At 65.7% G+C, this 6,597-nt stretch carries 8 protein-coding genes; 7 read left to right on the top strand and 1 reads right to left on the bottom strand.

The features are described 5' to 3' along the window. The 6 genes from nikC to AC1D1X_RS12460 all read left to right on the top strand — a co-directional run. The coding region (gene nikC, locus AC1D1X_RS12485; RefSeq protein ID WP_477698371.1) for a nickel transporter permease at window positions 1-746 on the top strand (746 nt) is incomplete at its 5' end. Beyond that, window positions 743-1,591: an ABC transporter ATP-binding protein gene (locus tag AC1D1X_RS12480; RefSeq protein WP_477698370.1), complete on the top strand. Its 849-nt coding sequence runs from the start codon at window positions 743-745 to the stop codon at window positions 1,589-1,591. The genes nikC and AC1D1X_RS12480, both read left to right, overlap by 4 nt. A gap of 23 nt (window positions 1,592-1,614) precedes the next feature. Then, on the top strand, window positions 1,615-2,379 hold the full coding sequence (locus tag AC1D1X_RS12475) for an ABC transporter ATP-binding protein (RefSeq protein WP_477670752.1): 765 nt from the start codon (window positions 1,615-1,617) through the stop codon (window positions 2,377-2,379). Between the two features lie 73 nt (window positions 2,380-2,452). Beyond that, a complete protein-coding gene (locus AC1D1X_RS12470; RefSeq protein WP_477698369.1) occupies window positions 2,453-3,424 on the top strand; it encodes a dipeptidase in 972 nt (323 codons plus the stop codon). Between the two features lie 28 nt (window positions 3,425-3,452). After that, on the top strand, window positions 3,453-3,899 hold the full coding sequence (locus tag AC1D1X_RS12465; protein ID WP_477647199.1) for an acyl-CoA thioesterase: 447 nt from the start codon (window positions 3,453-3,455) through the stop codon (window positions 3,897-3,899). 17 nt (window positions 3,900-3,916) lie between these two features. Beyond that, window positions 3,917-4,837: an EamA family transporter gene (locus AC1D1X_RS12460; protein ID WP_477698368.1), complete on the top strand. Its 921-nt coding sequence runs from the start codon at window positions 3,917-3,919 to the stop codon at window positions 4,835-4,837. On the opposite strand, the gene AC1D1X_RS12455 is transcribed toward AC1D1X_RS12460, so the two are convergent. Then, on the bottom strand, window positions 4,812-5,738 hold the full coding sequence (locus AC1D1X_RS12455; protein WP_477670648.1) for a LysR family transcriptional regulator: 927 nt from the start codon (window positions 5,736-5,738) through the stop codon (window positions 4,812-4,814). The two genes, AC1D1X_RS12460 and AC1D1X_RS12455, sit on opposite strands and share 26 nt — an antisense overlap. Before the next feature lie 98 nt (window positions 5,739-5,836). Between AC1D1X_RS12455 and AC1D1X_RS12450 the strand changes: the two genes are divergently transcribed. Then, on the top strand, window positions 5,837-6,481 hold the full coding sequence (locus AC1D1X_RS12450) for an NAD(P)-dependent oxidoreductase (RefSeq protein WP_477670647.1): 645 nt from the start codon (window positions 5,837-5,839) through the stop codon (window positions 6,479-6,481). Window positions 6,482-6,597: the final 116 nt, after the last annotated feature.

The raw sequence follows: 6,597 nt of genomic DNA, 5'->3' as shown, positions 1-6,597 counted from the left end.
TTGCCGACCTGCTCGCGCCGTATTCGGCCTACACCGGCGACCTGCGCACCACACGCCTGCTGCCGCCTTCGTGGGCGCACTGGTTCGGCACCGATGACCAGGGGCGGGACATCCTCTCGCGCATCATCATCGGCTCGCGCATCACGCTGATGGTGGTGATTCTGGTGGCGGTGCTGGCAGCCCCGCTGGGCCTCATCGTGGGCACCGTGGCGGGTTATGCCGGCGGCTGGGTCGATGCGGTGCTGATGCGCATCACCGATATTTTTCTGGCGTTTCCGCGTCTCATTCTGGCATTGGCGTTTGTCGCGGCGCTGGGCCCCGGCATCCAGAACGCGGTGATCGCGATCGCCATCACCTCCTGGCCGCCCTATGCGCGCATGGCGCGGGCCGAAACGCTGACGATACGCCAGACCGACTACATCGCCGCCGTGCGGCTGCTGGGCGCATCGCCCTGGCGCATCGTGCTCGGCCACATCATGCCGCTGTGCGTGTCGTCGGTGATCGTGCGCGTCACGCTGGACATGGCCGGCATCATCCTGACCGCCGCCGGGCTGGGTTTTCTGGGCCTGGGCGCGCAGCCGCCCATGCCGGAGTGGGGCGCGATGATCGCCAATGGGCGTCTTTATGTGCTGGACCAGTGGTGGGTGGCCGCCGCGCCCGGCGCGGCGATTTTTGTCGTGAGCCTGGCCTTCAACCTGCTGGGCGACGGCCTGCGCGATGCGCTGGACCCGAAGGCCGCCAAATGACGGGCGCCAACATGCCCCTGCTGGTGGTCGACGACTTGCGCGTGAGCTTTCCGCGCCGTGACGGCGGCATGACCGAGGCGGTGCGCGGCGTGTCCTTYACGCTGGGCCGYGAGCGCCTGGGCATCGTGGGCGAGTCGGGTTCGGGMAARTCRCAAACCGGCCGCGCCATCATGGGGCTGACCGCACCGGAAGGCCGCATCAGCGCCARGTGTCTTGAGTTCGCCGGCATGGACTTGCTCAACTGCCCGCCCGCCCAACGCCGCGARCTGCGCGGCGGCCGCATCGCCATGGTGTTGCAGGATCCGAAGTTTTCGCTGAACCCCGTCATGACCATAGGCGCACAGATCGTGGAGACGCTGCAAGCCCATACCCGTGTTTCGTCGGCGGAAGCAAAAAAGCGCGCACTCGCCGCGCTGGAATCCGTGCGCATCGACGACCCGGCGCGCGTCTACAAACTCTACCCGCATGAGGTGTCCGGCGGCATGGGCCAGCGCGCGATGATCGCGATGATGCTGATCGCCGACCCGGACCTTCTGATCGCCGACGAGCCGACTTCGGCGCTGGACGTGACGGTACAACTGCAGGTGCTGGCCATCCTCGACACGCTGGTGGCTGAGCGCGGCATGGGCTTGATTTTGGTCTCGCACGACCTGCGGCTGGTGTCGACCTTCTGCGACCGCATCCTCGTGATGTACGCCGGTCGGGTTGTGGAAGAGCTGGCTGCCGGCGGCCTGGCGAATGCGCAGCACCCCTACACACGCGGCCTGATGGCCTGCCTGCCGCAGCTGGGCGCGTCCACGCATCCGCTGGCCACGCTGGACCGTCAACCGGAGTGGGCGCTGTGAATGCCGTGGTTTCATCTGCATCGCTGGGCCTGGAAGTCAGCGGCCTGCGCGTGGTGTACGACAGCTTTGTCGCCGTCGCCGATACCTCCTTCGTCGTGAACCCCGGCGAAAGCTTCGGCATCGTCGGCGAATCGGGTTCCGGCAAATCCACCGTGCTACGCGCCATCTGCGGGCTCGCGCCGCGCACGGCCGGCACGGTCAAGTTGCTGGGCCAGGACAGCGCACCCGGCAGCAAGGCCTTCAGGCGGCAGGTGCAGATGGTGTTTCAGGACCCGTACGGGTCACTGCATCCACGCCACACCGTAGACCGCATCCTCGCCGAGCCGCTGGCCATTCACGGCATCGACGACGCAGAGGCGCGCATCGAACGTGCGCTGGAAGAAGTCGGGCTGGGCACGGGCTTTCGCTTTCGTTACCCGCACCAGCTCTCGGGTGGGCAGCGCCAGCGCATCGCGATTGCGCGCGCCTTGATTCTCGAGCCGCAAATCCTGCTGCTGGACGAACCCACTTCGGCGCTGGACGCCTCGGTGCAGGCCGAGGTGCTCAACCTGCTCGAAGAACTGCGCCGCAGGCGCGGCCTGACTTTCGTCATGGTGAGCCACGACCTGGCCGTCGTCACGCACCTGTGTGAACGGCTGATGGTGATGCAGCGCGGCCAGACGGTGGAGATGCTGCCTGCGGCCGACCTGGCGGCACACAAAGTCACGAATGCCTATACGCTGAGCCTGATGGAGGCTTCCACCGGGTTCAAACGCCGCGCAGCGGCCGACGTATCCGCCACGGCGTAAATCGTTACCAGGCAGGTCTGGCGCGCCGCAGCGCCGCATGCTTTAATTTCTCTTCAACACCACACGCCACGCCATGATCCACTGGGAAGCCCACGCCTGCCTGCCATTGCACCCGGCAGCCGATTTTTCGCCGATGGACGCGTTGCGCACTGCGGGCGTGAACTATGTGTCCGTCAATGTCGGCATGGACATGAACCCGGTGGCGCAAATCATGGCGGTCATTGCGGCCTTCCGCGCGAAGATTGCCGCGAACCCCGGGCGCTATCGGCTGGTGTCCAGTGTGGACGAGATCCGCGAGGCCGCGGCGGCGGGCCAGCTTGCCATCGGCTTTGACCYGGAAGGCGCGATGCCCCTGCAGGAGCGGCCCGATATGGTGACCTTGTACCGCGAACTCGGCGTGCGGCAAATCCATTTCGCCTACAACCGCAACAACAGCGTGGCCGACGGCTGTCACGACGAAGCACGCGGCCTCACGCCGCTGGGTGTGCGCATGGTGCAGGCTGTGAACGAGGCGGGCCTCTTGATGGACTGCTCGCACACCGGCCGCCGCTGCAGCCTGGACATCATGGCTGCCTCGGCCAAGCCGGTGATCTTCAGCCACGCCAACCCGCTTGCGCTGGTGGAGCACGGGCGCAACATCACCGACGAGCAGATACGCGCCTGCGCCGCAACCGGCGGCGTGGTGTGCGTCTCGGGCGTCTCTGCCTTCCTGGGCACACGCACCCCCACAGCCGATGACATGGCGCGGCATGTGGCCTATGTGGCGGGCCTGGTCGGCGCGCAGCATGCGGGCATCGGCCTGGACATCAGCTTCCGGCAGGATGAGCTCAATGACAACCCTCCCGGCGACTACGATCCCACCTACTGGTGGCCCAAATCGGCTGGCTATGACCGCGCCGTACAGCGCATGACATACACGCCGGTTGAAACCTGGCAACTGCTGCCCGAAGCGCTGCGCCAGGTGGGCCTGAGCGCAACCGAGATCGAAGGTGTGATGGGCGACAATATGATGCGTGTCGCCGGCATCGCCTGGCAGCACGCATAAGAACCTCATAAAACTACCGGCAGCCCCCATGTCCTCCATTACCCTCCGCTTCCTGGCCGAACCCAGCACCGTCAACTTCGGCGGAAAAGTGCACGGCGGCACCGTCATGAAATGGATTGACGAAGCCGGCTACGCCTGCGCCACCAGCTGGGCGAAACGTTATTGCGTCACCGTGTCGGTGGGCAGCATACGTTTTCAGCGCCCCATCATGATCGGCGACTTGGTCGAAGTCGAAGCCCGCCTGGCCTATACCGGCACGACCAGCCTGAACATCTCGGTGGAAGTGCGCGCCGGCGACATGAAAGTCGGGCAGATGCAGGTCATCACCGAATGCCTGGTGGTGTTTGTTGCGGTAGACCTGGACGGCAAGGCCTTGCCCGCCCAGGAATGGCGGCCAGAGACCCCCGGCGACGTCGCGCTGGCCCAGCGCGTCAAAGCGCACCTGGATGCAGCCCGCTCCATGCAGCTGGGCTGACTTCACGTCTTGCGCGGATGCAGCCCAATGCTCTGACGGGCCGCGATCTGGCGGCCGCCCTCACGGTCGTCGTGCTGTGGGGCGTTAACTTCGTGGTGATGAAATTCGCGCTGCGCGATTTCACGCCTTTTCAGTTGGGCACGGCCCGTTATGTGTTTGCCGTGTTGCCGCTGGCGCTGCTGATCCGCCCGCCCAAAATCGCGTGGAAGTGGATCGTGTTCTACGGCCTTTTTCAGGGTGTGGGCCAGTTCGGCATCTTGTTTCTGGCGCTCAAGGTCGGCATGACCGCGGCGTTGGCCTCGGTGCTGCAGCAGACCCAGGTGTTCTGGACGGCGCTCTTTGGCTTTGTGCTGCTGCATGAGCGCGCCAGCCGGCCGCTGCAGGCGGGCCTGGTGCTGGCGGCGCTGGGCTTGGCCTGCTTTGCGCTCAACTACGTGGGCGCCAATGGCGCGGGCGCCACCACGCCGCTGGGCTTTGTGCTTACGCTGTGCGCGGCGGCCATGTGGGCCATGTCCAACATCGTGGCGCGTCGCGTTCAGCAGACCTACAGCGATTATTCGCCGCTGGCCTTTGTGGTCTGGAGCAGCCTGGTGGCGATACTGCCCTTTGCCGCTCTGTCCTGGGCCTTCGACCCCGAGGCCGCGCGCTGGCACTGGATGGAAGCGCGTGCCTCCAGCTGGGYCGCTGTAGCCTACCTTGGCTGGGCGGCCACCATTTTGGGCTACAGCCTGTGGACCAACCTGCTCAAGCGCCACCCGGCCAATCGCGTCGCGCCTTTCAGCCTGGGCGTGCCGGTGGTGGGCCTGGCCACCGGCATGCTGGTACTGGGCGAGGTTGTCACGCCCTGGCAATGGGCCGGCGTCGCGTTTGTAGTGGCCGCGCTGGCTTGTGTGATGCTGGGCGGGCTGGTGCTCAGGCCGCGTCCGCAACAGGCCTGACGCCCAGGAACCAGGCCGCCAGCAGCTCCAACGCGTAGCGCACCTTGGCCGGCTGCTCACCACGCCGCGGCGTGACGGCGTAGACCGGAACATCCGCCATGCGCCAGCCCGGCAATATCGGCAGCAAGCGGCCTTCGGTCATCGCTTTGCGGTCGTCCTCGCTCACACCCATGCTGATGCCCCAGCCGGCTATGGCCAGCGCATGCAGCGCCGTGACCTGCGAAGCCTGCACCCGGCCTTCCAGCCTCAGGGTTGCGCGTTCGCCAGACGGGCCCAGCAGCTCCAGCATGTCCGCGCTGTTGCTGCTGTTGGGTTTGCTGGCCAGCCAGTCGTGGCGCAGTAAATCCTGCGGCGTGGCGGGCCAGCCCCGTTCGGCCAGGTAGGCCGGCGAGGCGCATAGCTGGCGCGTCATATTGCCCAGCTTGCGTGCCACCAGGCTGGAGTCGGCCAGCTCGCCCACGCGCACCGCGATGTCCACGCGTTCGCTGATCAGGTCAACCAGCTTGTCGTCCAGCAACAGGCGCAGCGTGAGCCGGGGGTAGCCGCGCAGCGGCGCCAGCGCCGCTGCCAGCAGGCCGCCAAAGCCGGCCGGCGCGGCCAGGCGCAGCTCGCCTTCGGGTTCGTCGCGCAGCCGCACCAGCGCCTGTTCCGCCGAGCGCGCAGCCGCCACCATGGCGGCGCAACCAGCGTGGTAGCGCTCACCCGCTTCTGTCAGTGTCAGGCGCCGCGTGGACCGGTGCAGCAGGGCCAGGCCGAGCGACTGCTCAAGCTGCCGCAAATGCTGGCTCACGGCCGAAGGCGTCATGCCCAGCTGCCGCGCCGCCGCAGTCAAGGACCCCTTGGCAACCACCTCGGCAAAAATGGCCATGCGCTTGAGCTGGTCCATGGATTTATCGCTCATTAGTTAGCTCTACTTCACAGTGTTAGCGAATTTTGCCGTCTATTCAGAGCGTTGTGAAGTAATGACACTAGAGGCTCTTTTAACCCGCAGGAGTTTTTATGAACATCGCACTGATCGGCGCCACAGGTTTTATCGGCGCACCTATTCTTTCCGAACTGCTAAGCCGCGGCCACAAAGTCACCGTGCTGGCCCGCAACCCCGGCAAGGTCACCCCGCAAACCGGCCTGACCGTGGTCGCCGCCGACGCACTGAATGCCGGCCAGGTGGCCAAAGCCGCGGCGGGCCACGATGCCGTCATCAGCGCCTACAACCCGGGCTGGAGCGAGCCGAAAATCCACGACCTGCACCTGGAGGCCAGCAAAGCCATCGTGAATGGCGTCAAGCAGGCGGGTGTCAAACGCCTGCTAGTGGTCGGCGGTGCCGGCAGCCTGTATGTGGCGCCGGGCCTGCAGCTGGTGGACACGCCTGAGTTTCCCGCGCAATACAAGCAGGGCGCGCTCGCCGCACGCGAGGCGCTGAACCAGCTCAAGCTCGAAACCTCGCTGGACTGGAGCTTTGTCTCGCCCCCTATCGGCCTGGCACCCGGCGAGCGCACCGGCAAATACCGGCTGGGTGCGGACGATCTGCTGCCCGGCCAGGGTGACAAGCCGGCCGGTATTTCGGTGCCTGACCTGGCTGTGGCCATCGTGGACGAAATTGAAAACGCGCGGCATATTCGGCGCCGGTTTACGGTTGCCAATTAATAGTCTTATCGATCCCCGGACCAATAGACATGGGCGCAAGCAGCTATCCAATTAATAGCAATTTCTTTTGAGGTTGTGGCTGATTTTCAGGACGTGCTCTTTGTTGAGGGCGGCTA

The sequence above is a fragment of the Polaromonas sp. P1_G4 genome (genome assembly GCF_056405475.1).
The sequence above is the reverse complement of the archived record's forward strand: the minus strand, read 5'-3'. Positions and strand labels throughout refer to the sequence as shown.

What these genes read in the sequence shown, in the direction of transcription:
- AC1D1X_RS12465 (WP_477647199.1), top strand. Translation starts at nt 3,453, where the DNA reads ATGTCCTCCATTACCCTCCGCTTCCTGGCCGAACCCAGCACCGTCAAC.
- AC1D1X_RS12455 (WP_477670648.1), bottom strand. Translation starts at nt 5,738, where the DNA reads ATGAGCGATAAATCCATGGACCAGCTCAAGCGCATGGCCATTTTTGCC.
- AC1D1X_RS12450 (WP_477670647.1), top strand. Translation starts at nt 5,837, where the DNA reads ATGAACATCGCACTGATCGGCGCCACAGGTTTTATCGGCGCACCTATT.